The 16,693-nt window shown below is 66.1% G+C and carries 12 protein-coding genes and 1 tRNA gene; 5 read left to right on the top strand and 8 right to left on the bottom strand.

Annotated elements, in window-relative coordinates; genetic code table 11:
* Positions 1 to 29: 29 nt before the first annotated feature.
* The 4 genes from valS to AC1AYD_RS06030 are packed head-to-tail and all read right to left on the bottom strand — an operon-like array spanning position 30 to position 5,945.
* Entirely contained in the window at positions 30 to 2,822 is a 2,793-nt protein-coding gene (gene valS, locus AC1AYD_RS06045; RefSeq protein WP_476544830.1) for a valine--tRNA ligase, read from the bottom strand.
* A gap of 33 nt (positions 2,823 to 2,855) precedes the next feature.
* A complete protein-coding gene (locus AC1AYD_RS06040) occupies positions 2,856 to 4,421 on the bottom strand; it encodes an ABC transporter substrate-binding protein (protein ID WP_476544829.1) in 1,566 nt (521 codons plus the stop codon).
* A 51-nt stretch (positions 4,422 to 4,472) separates the two neighbouring features.
* Positions 4,473 to 5,141 (bottom strand): endonuclease III, encoded by a 669-nt coding sequence (gene nth, locus AC1AYD_RS06035; RefSeq protein WP_476502695.1) that lies wholly within the window; start codon positions 5,139 to 5,141, stop codon positions 4,473 to 4,475.
* Positions 5,142 to 5,201: 60 nt separating this feature from the next.
* Positions 5,202 to 5,945 (bottom strand): winged helix-turn-helix transcriptional regulator, encoded by a 744-nt coding sequence (locus tag AC1AYD_RS06030; protein WP_476502715.1) that lies wholly within the window; start codon positions 5,943 to 5,945, stop codon positions 5,202 to 5,204.
* 518 nt (positions 5,946 to 6,463) lie between these two features.
* Here AC1AYD_RS06030 and AC1AYD_RS06025 point away from each other — a divergent pair.
* Positions 6,464 to 7,195: a hypothetical protein gene (locus tag AC1AYD_RS06025; protein ID WP_476544828.1), complete on the top strand. Its 732-nt coding sequence runs from the start codon at positions 6,464 to 6,466 to the stop codon at positions 7,193 to 7,195.
* A 265-nt stretch (positions 7,196 to 7,460) separates the two neighbouring features.
* On the opposite strand, the gene AC1AYD_RS06020 is transcribed toward AC1AYD_RS06025, so the two are convergent.
* From AC1AYD_RS06020 to AC1AYD_RS06010, 3 genes are all read right to left on the bottom strand, one after another.
* The gene (locus AC1AYD_RS06020; protein ID WP_476544827.1) at positions 7,461 to 8,039 is read right to left on the bottom strand and encodes a manganese efflux pump MntP; all 579 of its coding nucleotides are present in this window, start codon (positions 8,037 to 8,039) and stop codon (positions 7,461 to 7,463) included.
* Between the two features lie 336 nt (positions 8,040 to 8,375).
* Positions 8,376 to 8,870 (bottom strand): inorganic diphosphatase, encoded by a 495-nt coding sequence (locus AC1AYD_RS06015; RefSeq protein ID WP_476502692.1) that lies wholly within the window; start codon positions 8,868 to 8,870, stop codon positions 8,376 to 8,378.
* 66 nt (positions 8,871 to 8,936) lie between these two features.
* Entirely contained in the window at positions 8,937 to 11,201 is a 2,265-nt protein-coding gene (locus tag AC1AYD_RS06010; protein ID WP_476544826.1) for an alpha-1,4-glucan--maltose-1-phosphate maltosyltransferase, read from the bottom strand.
* A 400-nt stretch (positions 11,202 to 11,601) separates the two neighbouring features.
* Between AC1AYD_RS06010 and AC1AYD_RS06005 the strand changes: the two genes are divergently transcribed.
* A complete protein-coding gene (locus tag AC1AYD_RS06005; protein WP_476544825.1) occupies positions 11,602 to 13,725 on the top strand; it encodes a hypothetical protein in 2,124 nt (707 codons plus the stop codon).
* Positions 13,726 to 13,883: 158 nt separating this feature from the next.
* Here AC1AYD_RS06005 and AC1AYD_RS06000 read toward each other — a convergent pair.
* Positions 13,884 to 13,960 (bottom strand) — tRNA-Met (locus AC1AYD_RS06000).
* 189 nt (positions 13,961 to 14,149) lie between these two features.
* Between AC1AYD_RS06000 and AC1AYD_RS05995 the strand changes: the two genes are divergently transcribed.
* From AC1AYD_RS05995 to atpE, 3 genes are all read left to right on the top strand, one after another.
* Positions 14,150 to 15,184 carry a homoserine O-succinyltransferase gene (locus AC1AYD_RS05995; protein ID WP_476502689.1) on the top strand — a complete coding sequence of 345 codons (1,035 nt, stop codon included), beginning with the start codon at positions 14,150 to 14,152 and terminating at the stop codon, positions 15,182 to 15,184.
* A 372-nt stretch (positions 15,185 to 15,556) separates the two neighbouring features.
* Positions 15,557 to 16,369: a F0F1 ATP synthase subunit A gene (atpB, locus tag AC1AYD_RS05990; protein WP_476502688.1), complete on the top strand. Its 813-nt coding sequence runs from the start codon at positions 15,557 to 15,559 to the stop codon at positions 16,367 to 16,369.
* 53 nt (positions 16,370 to 16,422) lie between these two features.
* On the top strand, positions 16,423 to 16,653 hold the full coding sequence (atpE, locus tag AC1AYD_RS05985; protein WP_034528870.1) for an ATP synthase F0 subunit C: 231 nt from the start codon (positions 16,423 to 16,425) through the stop codon (positions 16,651 to 16,653).
* The last annotated feature ends 40 nt before the right edge of the window (positions 16,654 to 16,693 follow it).

Genomic DNA, 16,693 nt, shown 5'->3' with positions numbered 1-16,693 from the left:
TGCGCGGCGGGAGACCGCCGCGCCCGCTGCTACTTGCGCGGCTTCTTGGCCGGGGGCTCGCCGAGTTCGGACTGCTCGACGATGATTTCGGCGGCGGCCTCGGTTTCGGCCTTGGCCTCCTTGGCGGCGTCCTTCGCTGCCGCACGGGCGGCGTCGACGGTCTCCTTGGCGGCCTTGACGGCGGCGGCGAGACCGGCGAACTGGATCTTGCCCACCACGCGGCCGGCTTCGGCGATGTCGTCCAGCGCACCGGCCAGCGATTCGCGCACGTCGTCGGCCACGCCCAGCGTGACGGACAGGATCGGCGTCTTCATCGAGACCTTCGCCTTGGACTTGATGCCACGCAGCGCGGCCAGCGCCTCGCCGGCGTGGTTGAGCAGCTCCGGGGCCACCTTGAACGCGGCCGCCTCGTACACGTCCGGGGTCGGCCATGCGGCGCGGTGCACCGAGCCGGAACCGGCGTGCATCCAGCTCCACACCTCTTCGGTGGCGTACGGCAGGAACGGCGCGAGCAGGCGGGTGAACGCATCGAGGCCGAGACCCAGCGCGGTACGCGCGGAACGCACGGCCGCCTCGGAAGGCACGTGGCCGGTCGCGTCGGCGGTGCCGTAGGCGCGGTTCTTCACCAGCTCGATGTAGTCGTCGCAGAACTGCCAGAAGTAGTTCTCGATGGCCTCGAGCGCCTTGGAGTGCTCGTAGTTGTTCAGCGCGGCGGTCGCCTCGCGAACCACGAGCGCCATGCGGGCCATGGCGGCGCGGTCGAGCGGCTCGGTCACGTCGGCCGGATCCCAGACCGCCTCGGTGCCGGAGGACACGTGGTGGTTCTCGTCCTCGCGGCCGATGGCCAGCGCGAACTTCGTCGCGTTGAGCAGCTTGATCGCCAGACGGCGACCGATCTTCATCTGACCCTCGTCGTAGGTGGCGTCCAGGCCGAGGCGCGCGGCGGCGGCCCAGTAGCGCACCGCGTCGGCGCCGAACTGCTCGATCGGCTTGTTCGGCACGACGACGTTGCCCTTGGACTTCGACATCTTCTTGTGGTCCGGATCGAGGATCCAGCCGGAGAGCGTCGTGTGCTTCCACGGCAGGCACTTGTTCTCGAGGTGCGCGCGGTCCACGGAGCTGAACAGCCAGGTGCGGATGATGTCCTGGCCCTGCGGGCGCAGATCCATCGGGAACGTGGCCTTGAACAGGGCCTGATTCTCCTCGCCGGGCTCCTCCCAGCGGGTCACGATCTGCGGAGTGAGCGAGGAGGTCGCCCACGTGTCCATGATGTCCTTCTCGGCGGTGAAGCCGCCGGGCACGTCACGCTGGTCCTCGGTGTAGCCGGACGGCACGTCGGTGGTCGGGTCGATCGGCAGGATGTCCTCGGACGGGGTGATCGGATGGTCGTAGTCGGCCGAACCGTCCTCCTTGACCGGGTACCACAGCGGGAACGGCACGCCGAAGAAGCGCTGGCGGGAGATCAGCCAGTCGCCGTTCAGGCCGTGCACCCAGTTCTCGTAGCGCACGCGCATGAAGTCCGGGTGGAATTCGAGCTCGCGGCCGCGCTCGATGAGCTCGGCGTTCAGCTTCTGGTCGGTGCCGCCGTTCTTCAGGTACCACTGGCGGGAGGTGACGATCTCGAGCGGCTTGTCGCCCTTCTCGTAGAAGTTCGTCATACGCTTCGTCGGCGTCGGCTCGCCGTCCAGGTCGCCGGACTCGCGCAGGTGGTCGACGATGATCTTGCGGGCGGAGAACGTGGTCTTGCCTTCGGTCTCCGCGAAGATCGCCTTGCCGCCCTCGTCGGTGATCCAGTCCGGCACGTTCATGATGATGCGGCCGTTGCGCTGGATGATCGGACGGGTCGGCAGGTCGAGGTCACGCCACCATTCGACGTCGGTCACGTCGCCGAAGGTGCAGCACATGGCGATGCCGGCGCCCTTGTCCATCTCGGCGGCCGGGTGCGCGAGGATCGGCACCTTCACCTTGAACAGCGGGGAGTAGACGTACTGGCCGAAGTACTGCTTGTAGCGCTCGTCGTCCGGGTGCGCGATCAGCGCGCCGCAGGCGGCCAGCAGCTCGGGGCGGGTCGTCTCGATGTAGATCGGGGTGCCGTCCTCGAAACGGAACGCCACCTTGTGGTAGAAGCCCGGGTATTCGCGGGATTCGAGCTCGGCCTGGGCCACGGCGGTCTGGAAGGTCACGTCCCACAGGCCGGGGGCGTCCTTCTGGTAGGCCTCGCCGCGGGCGAGATTGCGCAGGAACGCCTTCTGGGCGACGCGGCGCGGGTGCTCGCCGATCGTGTGGTAGGTCTGCGACCAGTCGATCGACAAACCCAGCTTGCGCCACAGCGCCTCGAACAGCTTCTCGTCCTCGGCGGTCAGCTTCTCGCACAGTTCGATGAAGTTCTGGCGGGAGCACGGCACCTGGTCCTTGGCGTCGATCTTCTTGCCGTCGGTGCCTTCGAACGGCGGCTTGAAGTCCGGATCGTACTTGAGGGAGGTGTCGACGCGCACGCCGTAGTAGTTCTGCACGCGACGCTCGGTCGGCAGGCCGTTGTCGTCCCAGCCCATCGGGTAGAACACGTCGAAGCCCTGCATGCGCTTGAAGCGGGCGATCACGTCCGTGTGCGTGTAGGAGAACACGTGGCCCACGTGCAGGTGGCCGGACACGGTGGGCGGCGGGGTGTCGATGGAGTACACGGCCTTGCGGTCGCGGGTGTCGTTGAACTTGTAGGTGCCCTGTTCGTCCCAGACGGCACGCCACTTGTCTTCGAGGCCGTCCACGCCCACGCGGTCGGGGAGCGGGGTGAGGTTGGCCGTGATGGATTTGGCTTCAGTCATACACGCGAGTTTATGCGGCTTAGGTGACAACGCCTACTGTTTTGCGAGGTCCTTCAACGGCAGTCGGGTGTCGGTGAGCTGGGTGGGATAGCCGTTCAGCGTCTTCTTCACGGCGACCGCGTTGCGCTTCGCGTACAGCCAGTCGCTGGCCGCGTCCTCGCTCACCGTGCGCGCGTACGTCTTCAGTCCGTTCGCATAGTCCGTCTCGTTCGCGGCGCCCGCCGCCGCCGCGTACTGCGACTGCGCGTCCGCGTTCGTGTAGTGCGGCGTCGAGTCGGGCGTCGCGAAGATCGCCGATCCGTCCTCGCCGTCGAGTTCGGTGAGCATGAGCTGGAAGTCGCGTGACTGCGCGCGCTGGTCGAGCTGCGTGGCGTCGACCGTCTCCACGTCGACGGGGATGCCCACCGTCTGGTACTGCGCGGCGATCGCCTGCGCCAGCGACGTGTACGTGGCCGTGGTGACGAGCTTCAGCGTGCCGATGTATCCGGAGGAGAAGTAGCTCATCATCGACCGTCCCTTCGCGCTGTCGAACGGCAGTATGGAGGTGAGGTCCTCGTAGCCGGGTTCGAGCGGGCCGATCGGGCCGCCGAGCACCTGCGCGACGTCCGCGCGGCCGTTCGCCAGCGCGGACTTGTCGAGCATGAGGCGCATCGCCTGCCGCGCCTGCACGTCGGAGAGGATCGAGTCGGCGTCGTTGTTGTAGAGCAGCGTCACCTTGCGCGTGCTGGAACCGGTCGTCGTCGTGAACGAGGAATCGCCGTTGAGATGGTCGGCGGAGGTCGCGGAATCCGGCAGGACCATGTCGAGGCCGCCGAAATCGGCCTGCTTCATCATCGTGTCGTCGTCGGCGTAATACTTGAGCGTGACGGTGCCGACCTTCGCGCCGCCGCCGGAACGCGCCTTGAGCGTCATCACGCCGTCCTTGAACGAGTCGACGGTGAACGGGCCGGAACCGGCGGTCCGCTTCGCGTAGTCGATCTTCGCCTCCGAATCGTAGACGATGCCGAGGCGGCCGGTGAGCGTGCGCGTGAGCGTCGGATCCGGCTCGCTGAGCGTGATGACCACCGTCGTCGGATTCGGGTTCGTGACGGAGGCGAGGCGCTTGAACTTCGCCTCCGCGTCCGGCCATTTGCCTTCCACGGCCTGCTGGATCGACCACACGGCGTCGGTCGAGTCGAGCGTGTGGCCGTTCGCGAACGTGAGGCCGGAGCGCATCGTGAGCGTGAGCGTTTTGCCGTCCGCCGACGTCTCCCACTTCGATGCGAGACCGCCGGTGATCTGGTTCTTGTCGTCCACGTCGAGCAGCGTCTCGTACACGTTGCCGAGGAGCACGCGGCTCAATCGGTCGGACTGCGCGCCGGACGCGGTGCGGATGTCGAGCGAGTCGGGCGCGCCGGTCAGTCCGATCGTCACGGCACCGTCCGCCGCGTCGCCGCCTTCGAACACGGCGGCGACGTCGCGGTTCCGCACGACCGTCCAGCCGAGCCAGACGAGCGCGGAGAGCGCCAGCGCGACGCCGAGGAAGACGCCCCAGCGTCTGAGTTCGTCGAGGGCGTTGCCGTTGCGTGGATTGCGTGTGCCGTTGCCGTGATTCGCCATGTGGCTCAGTCTACGCGGAAGTCCGCCGGCGGGAGCGGAAGGAGCGGGAGGCTACGCGACGGACGGTGCGGACGGACAGGTGGCGGCGAGCGGACAGTCGGCGCAATCGGGCGTGCGCGCGTGACAGACCGCACGGCCGAACAGGATGAGCCGGTGGCTCAGATCCGTCCACTCCTCGGGCGGGAAGCACGCGGTGATCTCCTTCTCGACGGCCACCGGATCGGGGTGACGGTCGCGCCAGTCGCTGCGCCAGCGCAGGCGTCCGGTCACGCGCATCACGTGCGTGTCGACGGGGAAGCCGGGCACGTCGAACGCGTTGCCGAGCACGACGTTCGCCGTTTTGCGGCCCACGCCCGGCAGGCTCGTGAGTTCCGCCATCGTGCGTGGCACCTCGCCGCCGAAACGCTCGTCGAGCGCGGCGGCGAGTCCCAGCAGATGCTTCGTCTTGGACCGGTAGAAGCCGAGTGGATGGATGATGTCCTCCACGTCCTCGGGATTCGCGACGGCCAGCGCCGCGGCGTCCGGGTAGCGGGCGAAGAGTTCCGGCGTGACCGTGTTGACACGTTTGTCGGTGGTCTGCGCGCTCAGGACGGTCGCGATGAGCAGTTGCAGCGGCGTCGAGAAATCGAGTGCGCACTTCGGTTCGGGGAACAGTCCGGTGAGGATCGCGTATTCGCCGTGCATGCGGGCGATGCGGGCCCGCTTTGATTCACGTGGCATATCGGATGCTTTGGGTGATTGGGATGATCGCGCTCGGATGATCGATGACGGCGCGGACCGTCACTCGCCCTTCGGCGCGTTGCGCGCGGCGGATTTGGCGGCCGACTCCTCGGACTCCTCGTCCGGCGGATCGAAACGGTAGCCGACGTTGCGCACGGTGCCGATGAGATGCTCGTATTCGCCGCCGAGCTTGGCGCGCAGACGACGGATGTGCACGTCGACGGTTCGCGTGCCGCCGTAGTAGTCGTAGCCCCACACCTCCTGCAGCAGCTGCGCGCGCGTGAACACGCGGCCGGGATGCTGCACGAGATACTTGAGCAGTTCGAACTCCTTGTACGCCAGATCGATCGGGCGGCCGTGCAGGGAGGCGGTGTAGCCGTTCGTGTCCACGATGAGGTCGCCGGAACGGATCTGGCCGTCCTCCGTGGTCACGCCCTTGTCACCCGCGGCCGTGCTCGCGCTCGCGGCAGGTGCGTTGCCGCGTTCGGAGACGAGGCGCAGACGGCCTTCGACCTCGGCGGGGGAGGCGGTCGCGACGACCACGTCGGCGATACCCCACTGCGAGTTGACGACGGTGAAGCCGCCCTCGGTGAGGATCAGCACGATCGGCGTGGACAGGCCGGACGCGTGGATGAGATTGCACAGGGTCTTCGCGGTGGCCAGATCGTCGCGCGCGTCGAGGAACAGGATGGTGTTCTCCGGCATCTTCACCAGACTGGCCGCGTCCATCGGCAGGACGCGTACGCGGTGGGAGAGCAGGGCGAGCGACGGCAGCACGGAGGCGGGGTTGCTTGCGAACGTCATCAACGTCAGATCAGTCACGTCTTGCCCCTCTCTTGTATCGGGCTCCGGCGCGGGCCGGGCCTTGTCAGATGGAAGGCGACCATTGCGGGAATGACCGAGACGGGTGTGGCGCACCGAATCGGAGATTCGTGATGGAGACCCTTACGAATTCTGCGCCTCATTGTACGCGCACAGATGGGACACATGATGTTAACTTCTGTGACAACAAGCGGCAATATGCGTGCGGAAAACGTTGCGTTTCCGGGGGTCGGCGGCTGCTCCGACGCGGACCGGGATGGGAAAACCGATGCGAAAACGGGGGAAATCGGGGCGGGGATGCATCCACCATGTGGTCATGTCCACTATGCGATGGCGTCTGCGATGCGGTCGCGGATATGGCCGGCGTGCGGTGCCGTGGGTTCGGCGGCGTGCGGCGGGAGCTTGCGCGGATGTCCGGCGGGTGGTGGCCCGGCATCCGCCGCGGCGGGTAGGATTGGTGCAGTTAAGAGGCCGCATTGTGGATTCGGGAGTGGATTGGTATGACCGGTGAAGCCGTAAGCCAGTGGAACGCCAAGCGCGGGGCGATGCTCGGCGTGCAGGCGCTCGCGTACGCGTTGCTCATCGTGGTCGGCGCCGTGTGGGGGCTGGCCGGCGCGGGAGCCGGCATCGTCGCGCAGATGGCCGTGATCGTGCTGTTGGCCGCGGCGCTTGTGCTGTTCCACGTGTTCTGGCCGTTCCGCGCGACGATCGTGGACCGGGTGATCGGGATCCTCGCCGGTGCGCTGTCGCTGGTGTTCGTCGCGTTCCCCGCCGCGGGCGGACTGTTCATGGTGAAGGATGACGCGCGTGGCACCCTGTTCGACGCGAACTCTGACGAGATTCGCTGGGCGGCAGCCGTGGCCGGCCTGCTCGTCGTGCTCACCATCGTCTCGTTCGGACGGCAGATGCTGCGCGAGGAGCGTTCGCATCTCATCCGCGCCCTGTCGCATTGCGTGACCGGCGGCGCCGCATCGATCTCGCTCGCCGGCTGGTACTTCATCCCGTATGTGGTCTCCGGCGGGTTCAGGGTGTCCGACGGCCTGTTCGCCGGCGTGGTCGTGGTGATGGTGCTGTTCGCGCTCGTGCTTGCCTACGCCTCCGTGTGGTGGCTCAGGGAGCTCGATCCGGATCCGGCGCAGCGTGCCCCCTGGGTCGGCGTCGCACTGCTGCCCGTCATGTTCTACGGTCTCGTCGTCTTCGCCGCCGCCCTGCTTCTGCAGATCGTCGGCTGAGTCCGGTTCATCGTACGGATACGGAGAAGGCTCGCTCACCCCGATGAGGGTGAGCGAGCCTTCTGTCTTTGGCCCCCTCTGACGAGGGGGCTCCCGGCGAAGCCGGGTGGGGGAGAGACCGCGGCCGTAGGCCGCGGGGGAGACAAGGCATCGGCCGGAGGCCGATTCAGTTTCCCCCGCGGCCTACGGCCGCTCTTCTTCTCTCCCTCCGTCATCGCTTCGCGATGACACCTCCCTCGTCAGAGGGAGGCAGCGAAGTCCGAGCTCAGAACGCGATGATGCCCAGGTGTTCGAGGAGCACCTTGACGCCGATGAGGATCAGCACGACGCCGCCGGCGATCTGCGCGGGCTTCTGCCAGCGGGCGCCGAACGCGCGGCCGATGTAGATGCCGGCGATCGAGAACAGGCCGGTCACCACGCCCATCGCGGCGACCGTGAACGCGATGTTGACCTTCATGAGACCCAGGCTCACGCCCACGGCGAACGCGTCGATGCTGCACGCCACGGCGAGCGGCAGCATGTGCTTCCAGTCGAATTCGGGCGTCTCCTTCGCGTTCTCCTCGTCCTCCTCGAACGATTCGCGGATCATGTTGCCGCCGATCACGGCCAGCAGGAAGAAGATGATCCAATGGTCCACGCTCGTCACGTAGGAGGCGAACGCGGAGGCGGCGAAGATGCCGAGCAGCGGGAACAGCGCCTGGAACCCGCCGAACCACAGGCCGCATTTCAGGGCGTCGATGAACCGTGCCTTCTTCACGGTCAGGCCCTTGCCGATGGACACGGCGAACGCGTCCATCGAAACGGAAACGGAAATCAGCAACGATTGGATAATCATCGAAATCATGGTGTGTGCGTGAATGGTTCATCCCCCGGCGGCCCGATCGGCCGTCACCACGGGATGGGCCTCGACCAGCGTTCCCACACGCCGCCTAGGCCTAGGTGAAATTACGGTATTCGATTATATACGGATGCCGGTCTTTCGGCTCCCCTTGCAGGGGAGCTGTCGTCGGAGACGACTGAGGGGTAGCGGATGCTTGGATCCGACTACCCCTCAGTCCCGCTTCGCGGGCCAGCTCCCCGGCAAGGGGAGCCTAATCACGCGAAATCACTTCGCGCCACGCGTTTCACGCGTGCTTCGCGGCAAGCCGCTCACTTCGGCTAGTGACAGTCCACTGGACTGTCACTTAGACGCCTCAGCAAGGCGCTCGCGCGCTTCCTTGATCTCCTTCTCGGCGACGTCCGCACCGGTCCAGTAGTCGCCCGGGAGGACTTCCTTGTTGGGCTCGAGGGCCTTGTACTGCTCGAAGAAGTGCTTGATCTCCTTCAGGTGGTACTCGTTGACGTCCTTGACGTCCTGGATGTCGTCGTAGCGGACGTCGGCCGGCACGCACAGCACCTTGTCGTCGCCGCCCTCTTCGTCCTCCATGTGGTACAGGCCCACGGCGCGGCACTCGATGACGCAGCCCGGGAACACGGAGTTGCGGACCATGACGAGCGCGTCCAGCGGATCGCCGTCCTCGCCCAGCGTGCCCTCGATGTAGCCGTAGTCGTCCGGGTAGCCCATGGCGGTGAACAGCTCGCGGTCCAGGAAGACGCGGCCCGTCTCCTGGTCGACTTCGTACTTGTTCTTCGAACCGCGCGGGATCTCGACCACGACGTTGAAGGTTTCAGCCATTTCGGTTTCTCCTTGATTGGTTGTTGTTCGCTAATCACCTTACCGCGAAACACGCGGCGGGCGGAATCATTCGCCGTATTCGTGCACGACGCTGAACACGTGCGCCACATCCGCCCACGGGGCGAGCGAGACGAAGTTGTCCCAGCCCCAGGCGAAGTCGCGGCCGGTCAGCTCGTCGCGCAGATGCGCGCCCCACTTCGGATCGACGCCGAACTCCGGCATCTCGAAGTGGACCATCGCCTGATGCGCGTTGTGGCAGTCGAGGTTGACGACCACGATCAGCGTCTCCGGCTTGCCGGACTTCGTCAGGTTCGCCGGCGTGTGGCGCGCGAACGCGACGATGTTCGGGTCGCTGGTCTCCAGCACGTGCAGGTTGTGGTAGCTGAACGCCTCCACATGCTCGCGGCGGATGCGGTTGAGCGAGGTGAGCAGCTCGGCGATGCCGAACTTGTCCGCCTCGGACCAGTCGCGCACCTTGATCTCGTACTTCTCGTTGTTGCGCTGCTCCTCGAAGCCGTCGCGCTGCTGGTTCTCGATTAGCTCGAAGCCGTTGTAGATGCCCCAGCTCGGCGAGCCCATCGCGGCGAGCACCGCGCGCACCGCGTGGCCGGCGATGCCGTTGTCGCGCACGTAGGCGGTGAGGATGTCCGGCGTGGTCGGCCAGAACGTGTTGTGCTGGTAGTAGCCGTCGTCGCCGTTCGTGGTGCCGAGGTACTCCTCCAGCTGCTCCTTCGTGTTGCGCCACGGGAAGTAGCAGTGCGACTGGGTGAAGCCCACGTAGCTCAGCGCGCGCATCATGCCCGGGCGGGTGAACGCCTCGGCGAGGAACAGCACCTCCGGGTGCTTCTTCGTGACCGCGGCGATGACGTCCTGCCAGAAGCGCACCGGCTTCGTGTGCGGGTTGTCGACGCGGAAGATCGTCACGCCCGCCTCGACCCACAGGTCCATGATGCGCTCGACTTCGCGCTCGATGCCCGGCATGTCCGCGTTGAAGTCGATCGGGTAGATGTCCTGGTACTTCTTCGGCGGGTTCTCGGCGAACGCGATCGTGCCGTCCGGCTTGGTACGGAACCAGTTCGGATGCTCCTTGACCCACGGGTGGTCGGGCGAGCACTGCAGGGCGAAGTCGAGCGCGATTTCCAGCCCCAGCTCATGCGCCTTCGCGCACAGGGCCTTGAAATCGTCCATCGTGCCGAGCAGCGGGTCCACGGTGTCATGGCCGCCGAGCTCGGAGCCGATGCCGAACGGCGAGCCCGGATCGTCCGGGCCGGCGACGAGGGAGTTGTCCTTGCCCTTGCGGTTCGTGTGGCCGATCGGGAAGATCGGCGGCAGGTACACGATGTCGAAGCCCTCGGCCTTCGCGCGCTCCAGGCCGGAGACGGAGGTCTTCAGCGTGCCCTGCACGATCTTGCCGGTCTCCTCGTCCACGTACGCGCCCTCGGAACGCGGGAAGAACTGGTACCAGGCGGCGAAGCTGGACTTCGGGCGCTGGACCAGGAAGCGCTGCGGGGCGCTCTCCGACAGGCCGTCGCGCAGCGGGTTCGTCTCATGCAGCTCGGTGACCTCGGCGGTCGTGGCGGCGGCGAGACGATCCTCGGGGGAGAGGGTCTCGTCGGCCATCGTCTTCGCGGCGGCCTCGAGCACCTTGCGCTGGGCGGCCTTGAGCTTCGCGTCCGGGGTGTGCGCCCAGCGGTCGAGCAGCTGCGCGCCGGAGATCAGCGCGTTCTCGACGTCGTCGTTCACCTTCACCTTGATGGTGGCGTCGTGCAGCCAGGAACGGTAGGTGTCCTCCCAGCCCTCGACGGTGACGGACCATTCGCCAAGCTGGCGCTTGATCTGGGCGAACTCCGGCTCCCACGGCTTCACGTCGGAATGTTCGCCGCAGGTCAGGGTCACGGCCCAACGGTCGAGACCCGGGTTGGCGCAGGTCATCGGGATGCGCTGCATCTCCTTGCCGCGGTGGTTGCGCACGACCGCGGTGGCGCCCACCTTCGTGCGGCCTTCGATGAACACCTGCGCGGTGACTTCGAACGGCTCGCCCAGCTCGACGCGCGCCGGGTAGACGCCGCGCTCCTCGTTCGGCGTGACGTCCATGATGTTGATGCGGCCGAACTGGCCCGGTTCGGTGATGGGAATCGACTGCGCCGGGGTCTCGCCCACGACGGTGACCTCGACCTGGGTCGGCTTCGCGGCCTTGCGGCGGCGCGTGGTGGTCCTCTTCCTCGTGGTCTTCGCGGTCTTGACGCCCTTCTCCGCCGTTGCCGCCTCGTGATCCTCCGACTTCGTATCGGCCACGGCGTTGTTCGTATCGCTGTTGGTCGTCTTCGACATGGCGACCTCCTCCTTACTTCTCACACGTATCGCACGGACCGCAGCGCAATGTTGCGGCCACGCGACCTTGGATGTGCCACGGCACCCATTGTAGGGGCGGGTGTGCCGGAAATACAGCCTTTTCGGCCCGTCGCGGTGGATAACCCGGTGGACGGGCGACAACGTTTGTGGACGACCGTCGTGGGAAGCGCCCCGAATCGGCGGAATGTGGACAAGCAAACGTTTGAACTTATCCACAACACGCCCGGCCTCGGGGGCTCCGACCACAAGGCCCGGAAAACGGGGTGCGCGCCGCCCGTTTCCGCGAACATGAACGCATCCGTCCGACGGCCCCGGCACGAGGGCGGACGTAGGGAACAAGCAGCGCCCCGTCGGGGCGCAGGACAGGGAGGACACGAGCATGACCGACGAATCGAATCTCGGGTCGCATGGTGAGACGCGCGCACGGAAGCGCCCCCGTCTCGCCGCGGTCATCGCGGCCATATCGGCAATGATGACGATGATGGCCGTCGGCGTACCCGCGGCGCTCGCCGACGGCGGCATGAGCTGGGCGCCGGTGAACACGTATCTCGAATACGACGTGGGCACGCTGAAGGGGCAGCGGATCGGCGCGATCACCAGAACCGCCGACGGACGCCTCGTCTACTGCATGGAAGCCGGCAAGACCGCCGGAACCAGCTACTCGTCGTCGCACATCCGCGACGACGGCGAGGCGGCGAGACGCATCGGATGGCTCGCCGACCACTATCGGGAGAACCGCGACGCACGCACCCACGCCGCCATCGGCATCCTCGTGCACGACCACTTCGACGCGGATCCGGGCGAATGGCAACGGCACTACGCGGCGATCCTGCAACGGTATCCCGGACTCGACGCGCGGGCCGCCGAGCTGTGGCAGGAGGCGGGCGCGCGCGTGCCGATGGGCATCCGCGTCGAATCCGAAACGGTCGACGGCGTGCGCAACGGATGGGTCGACGTGCAGGTGACCAACGCCGGCGGCCAGGGCATCGCCGGCATCCGCTACGAACTGCGCATCGAAGGCCCGGCGCGGTTCGACGCGGGCGACGGCGGCGCGGCGGGCGCCGTCGTGAGCGGCGTGACCGATCTGAAACCGATACGGCACACGTGGACCGCCACCGGCAAAGGCGAGGTGAAGGTCCACTCAAGCTACGACCGTCCGCGCATCGAACAGTTCGTCAGCGACCAGGACTACATCGGATTCGGCAAGCAGGAAAGCGTGTCCAACGTGGGCGTCGCCTTCCGCGTGCGCAAGGACTTCACGCCGACGCTCGCCACCGTCACCGCGGCGAAGATCGTCGACGCCGGGCAGGAGGTCGGCGACCAGGTGACCTCCGGCGTGGCCGGCGACGACGATCACTGGAAGGACGGATTGAAGCTCGTCGCCGACGGCTGGTACTTCGACGACATCCCCGCCGACCGGCTCGTCGACCGCATGGAACCGAAGGAAGGCGAAAGCGTCGAGGACTTCCTCGCGCGCGTGAAACGACGCGGCTACGAGCCGGCCGCCCAAGGCGAGGCGACGTTCACCGGCGCCGGACAGCAGATGACCGCGAAGGCGACCGGCAAGGACGGCAAGCCGTACCATGCGCCCGCGCGCGGCGGCTTCGGCACCTGGGTGTGGGCGATCGACGCGTCGAAACAGAGCGACGAAGCCAAGGAATACGTGCTCGCCGACGTGGTCACGCCGTTCCTCGACGCGACCGAAAGCAACTCGAACCGCGCGAAGCTGGAGGTCGAATCGACCGTCACCGAGCACGCGGCGCAGGTCGGCTCGCACCTGAGCGACACGATCACGGTGAAGGGATTCCCCGACGACCACGGCACGTTCGCCGGCGACGAGACCTACGGCATCGGCGCCGACCAGCCGCTCGCGCAGGTGAGCGTCTGGTGGTCCGGCGACCCGGACGATCCCGCGAACGATGACGCATACGAGCCGAAGGGTGCCGAGGAGCCCGTCGAGGACGCCAACCATCGGCTCGTGGGCACCTGGGACTATCCGGCCGTCAACGGGCGGATCCGCGTGGGGGCGGGATCGCCCGACGCGCACGGCAATCCGGTCGAGATCAAGGCGGACGGCCACGGCTGGTACGTGTTCGTCTGGAAATTCGCCGGCGACGACCGCGTGATGCCCGCCGCCAGCCGCTACGACGACAAATGGGAGCACACGCGCGTGACCGTCGAGGAGCCGGACGAGCCGTGCGAGCCCGAGGAGCCGTGCGAACCGGAGGAGCCGGAGGAACCCTGCGAACCGGATGAGCCGGACGAGCCATGCGAACCGGAGGAACCCGAGGAGCCGTGCGAGCCCGAGGAACCGGTCGAGCCATGCGAACCCGACAACCCCGACGAGCCGTGCGAACCGGTGGAGGAGGAGTGCAAACCGGACGAGCCGAAGGAACCGCTGCCCCAGACCGGCGTGAACGTGGGACTCGTGTTCGGCGTGGGCATTTCCGCGCTCGCGGTCGGCGCGTTCATCCTCGCCGTGATCAAGCGCCGGAGCCTGTAGCAGAGGTCCGCCTCCGTGGCGGCCCACTTCCCCTGCGCCCCCTTCAGGGGGAGCTGGCGGCGAAGCCGGCTGAGGGGGTCTGGGTATCCGCCCGGCAAATGCCCGGCCCGGAAAACGAAAAAACGCTAGGAATCATTGCGATTCCTAGCGTTTTCTGTTGGTAGCGGGGCATGGATTTGAACCATGGACCTCTGGGTTATGAGCCCAGCGAGCTACCGAGCTGCTCCACCCCGCGTCGGCTTGTCTTTGTGACAGCTCTATCTAAGATACCGGCGAATCGGTATACGTCAAATCGGAGCGCTATCGGCGTGTCGCGCTTGCGTGGTTCGCGGGGCGGAGGTTGATAATCCGCGATAAAAAAGAAGTATGGCGTCGGGGAAGCGGGCGACGTGCGGCAAATCCGCGTTACGGTCATAATGAAGACATGCCTATCAAGATTCCCAGCGGCCTGCCGGCCAGAGCCATCCTCGACTCGGAGCGCATCTTCGCGCTTGAGAAGCCCGAGGCGGAGCGTCAACGCGTCCGCCCGCTCAAGCTGGTGATCCTGAACCTCATGCCCAAGAAGATCGAGACCGAGACCCAGCTGCTGCGTCTCATCTCGAAATCCCCGCTGCAGGTCGAGGTCGACTTCATGAAGACCTCGACGCACGAGGCCACGCACGTGTCCGCCGACCATCTGCTCAAGTTCTATGAGAACCTCGACGCGTTCGCCGACAACTACTATGACGGCTTCGTCGTCACCGGCGCCCCGGTCGAGCACATGCCGTTCGAGGAAGTGGACTACTGGGAGGAGTTCCAGACGATTCTCGACTGGGCGTCCACGCACGTGTTCTCCACGATGTACCTGTGCTGGGGCGCGATGGGCGCGCTCTACCGGCGCTACGGCGTGCGCAAGGTCGACTACGCCGAGAAGGTGTTCGGCGTGTTCCCGCAGTATCTGCAGGACGAATACTGCTTCCTGACGAACGGCTTCGACGAGATCGCGCTGCAGCCGCACTCGCGCCTCGCCGGCGTGGACGAGCGCGATGTGCGCGCCAACCCCGATCTGCAGATCCTCACGTGGGGGCCGGAGTCGGGGCCGGGGCTCATCGCCACGCGCGATTTCTCCGAGGTGTTCGCGCTCGGGCATTGGGAGTACGGCAAGTACACGCTCGCCGAGGAGTACGAGCGCGACATGGCGAAGGGCATGAGCAACGTGCCGTTCCCGAAGAACTACTTCCCGCACGACGACCCGTCGATCGAGCCGCTGTTCGCGTGGCGCGCGCACGCGAACCTGCTGTGGCGCAACTGGCTCAACTGGGTGTACCAGACCACGCCGTACGACCTGACGGAGGTGCCGGAACTGCGGGCCGAGAAGCGGCTCGGCACGGACCGGTCGATCCGGCATGAGCCGGGCGGACCCCGCAAGGACGGTTTCGCGCCGTTCGCGCACGACGGCTACGGGGTGATCCGGGGCTGATCCAAGGCCGATTTCGGGTTGCTTCGGAGCCGGCCTGCTTGCGATGCGGACAGTGAACGTCCATTATTTGGTCTGGTAAATGGTCACAATATGGCAACGGATTACTTCTGGAAAACCGCTTGAAAAAGCCGGAAACCCGCGTCGTTCCAACGATGTAATACGACAACACGCCGATGTGGCGGCCATTTGGTTTTGTCCCAAGACCGGCCAATAATCGGCAATCAGTCAATTTCGGAGCTCGACGCCGGCCCGACCCATGCCGAGGCCGGTGGTTCCGAAGAGGGAAGACGGAAGACGAATTCATCGACACGTCACATTCGCCGACCCAGTTGGTCTAAACTGACACCTGACTAGAAGAAGCAGGAGGCGCGAATGATTGGTGCTGCACTCAACTCGCTGACGTTGGCGAGTGCCACGCAACCGGAGTACCCGAGCATCGACGATTTTCTCCCTCCGGAACTGCTGTTCCAGGGAACCCCGTTCGCCATCAACCGAATCATCCTGGTCCGCATTCTCGCGACCATCATCATGCTGATTGTGCTGGGCATCACCGCGCACCGCGTGAAGCTGATCCCGGGCCGTTGGCAGGGCGCGGTCGAATGGCTGATCGAGTTCGTGCGCGACCAGATCGTCTACCAGGTGATGGGCGAGGTGCGTGGCAAGCGCTACGTGCCGATGGTCACCACCGTGTTCTGCACGCTGCTGGTGTTCAACCTGTGCGGCATCATCCCGGGCTTCAACATCGCCGCCTCCGCGACGATCACGCTGCCGCTGGTGTTCGCCATGTGGTGCTTCTGCCAGTACTGGATCGCCGGCATCCGCGAGAAGGGCCTCGGCCACTTCCTGCGTGACGAGCTCTTCCCGAAGGGCGTGCCCGCGCCGATCTACATCCTGCTGTCGCCGATCCAGCTGCTCGAGCTGCTCGTCATCCGCCCGTTCTCGCTGACGATCCGACTCTTCGCCAACATGGTCTCCGGCCACCTCATCCTCGGCCTGTGCCTGTCGGCCACCCAGTTCTTCCTGATCGACATCGCCAACAAGGCGATGGCCCCGTTCGGCGTGATCACCTTCGCCGCCGGCATGTTCATGTTCCTGTTCGAGGCGCTGGTCGCCTGCCTGCAGGCCTACATCTTCGCGATCCTGACGACCGCGTACATCAATATGAGCTTCCCCGAGGCCGACTGACCCAGGGACAACAAACTGTTGCTATCACGGCAATAACCAGAAAGGAAACAACCATGGATATCGTTACCCTCGCTGCGGTTGCGGGCAACCTGAACGTCGTCGGCTACGGCCTCGCGGCCATCGGCCCCGGCATCGGTCTGGGCATCCTGATCGGCAAGACCATCGAGAGCACGGCCCGCCAGCCCGAGCTCGGCGGCCGCCTGCAGACGCTGATGTTCCTTGGTCTGGCGTTCGTCGAGGTGCTGGCGCTGCTCGGCTTCGTCGCCGCCTTCATCTTCCAGTGATCGATAGCCCATCCGAAACGAATCTCCAAGGACATGAAAG

Source organism: Bifidobacterium sp. LH_426 (genome assembly GCF_056356875.1).
This window is presented reverse-complemented; position numbering and strand designations above follow the sequence as displayed.

Excerpts from the sequence above, each read along its gene's own strand:
- valS (WP_476544830.1), bottom strand. The coding sequence starts at position 2,822 with ATGACTGAAGCCAAATCCATCACGGCCAACCTCACCCCGCTCCCCGAC.
- AC1AYD_RS06040 (WP_476544829.1), bottom strand. The coding sequence starts at position 4,421 with ATGGCGAATCACGGCAACGGCACACGCAATCCACGCAACGGCAACGCC.
- nth (WP_476502695.1), bottom strand. The coding sequence starts at position 5,141 with ATGCCACGTGAATCAAAGCGGGCCCGCATCGCCCGCATGCACGGCGAA.
- AC1AYD_RS06030 (WP_476502715.1), bottom strand. The coding sequence starts at position 5,945 with ATGACGTTCGCAAGCAACCCCGCCTCCGTGCTGCCGTCGCTCGCCCTG.
- AC1AYD_RS06025 (WP_476544828.1), top strand. The coding sequence starts at position 6,464 with ATGACCGGTGAAGCCGTAAGCCAGTGGAACGCCAAGCGCGGGGCGATG.
- AC1AYD_RS06020 (WP_476544827.1), bottom strand. The coding sequence starts at position 8,039 with ATGATTTCGATGATTATCCAATCGTTGCTGATTTCCGTTTCCGTTTCG.
- AC1AYD_RS06015 (WP_476502692.1), bottom strand. The coding sequence starts at position 8,870 with ATGGCTGAAACCTTCAACGTCGTGGTCGAGATCCCGCGCGGTTCGAAG.
- AC1AYD_RS06010 (WP_476544826.1), bottom strand. The coding sequence starts at position 11,201 with ATGTCGAAGACGACCAACAGCGATACGAACAACGCCGTGGCCGATACG.
- AC1AYD_RS06005 (WP_476544825.1), top strand. The coding sequence starts at position 11,602 with ATGACCGACGAATCGAATCTCGGGTCGCATGGTGAGACGCGCGCACGG.
- AC1AYD_RS05995 (WP_476502689.1), top strand. The coding sequence starts at position 14,150 with ATGCCTATCAAGATTCCCAGCGGCCTGCCGGCCAGAGCCATCCTCGAC.
- atpB (WP_476502688.1), top strand. The coding sequence starts at position 15,557 with ATGATTGGTGCTGCACTCAACTCGCTGACGTTGGCGAGTGCCACGCAA.
- atpE (WP_034528870.1), top strand. The coding sequence starts at position 16,423 with ATGGATATCGTTACCCTCGCTGCGGTTGCGGGCAACCTGAACGTCGTC.